Here is a 647-nt window from a genome sequence, read left to right on the forward strand (position 1 = left end):
CTGTATTTTGTCTGGCGCGCTCGTGAAGCAGCAAAAAATCAGTTGGAAAGCGAAGCCGTAATAGAATCAGAAAGAAAAACGCCGCCTATCTTGGCGGTGTTTTTTATTCCGTTAGTTCAAGTCGCACGACGACTTCTTCGGTTATGTCTTCAAACTCGCTGTAGCCAACCAAAGCCGTCAGCTCCTTTTCTAGTTTACTGGCTTGATGAACGCCAAACTGAGTAAGGTCACTCAAGTCCTGTCGTAGCAGTGACGTCATAGGATCAAAAATGGGTGCGGTAGACATTCGAAATACATAGAAATCGCCCATCATGCGCGCTTTTTTGATGAACTGAATTCGCTCTTTCACGCTATTAAATTCTTGGTGCAGTTTGGATTCGATAGCAGTGATCTTGTTGCCGATTTTCGCCGCACTAATGTAGATGTCTTGGTGTCTTGCTTGTGCTCCGTCGACACGCTTAATTGGTTCTGCGATCAGCGTGCTAGAGCGGCCTTTAAAAATTGGCTCTAAAGAGAATTTTTGGTCGTGACCTAAGCGTGCAAACAACTCAATGTGTTTTGGTAACGGCAGGTTCACCCCAACCACCGGAGTTTTTAGTGCCGATGCTGTGCTTTTGCTGATAAAGATAGGTGTGCTTAACGTCCTT

At 45.4% G+C, this 647-nt stretch carries 1 pseudogene; it reads right to left on the reverse strand.

From position 1 onward, the window contains the following. Positions 1-103: 103 nt before the first annotated feature. Positions 104-647: pseudogene (locus tag R7O13_RS27985) on the reverse strand (PilZ domain-containing protein); the annotation flags it as partial.

The sequence above is a fragment of the Vibrio sp. Y176 genome, assembly GCF_033438945.1.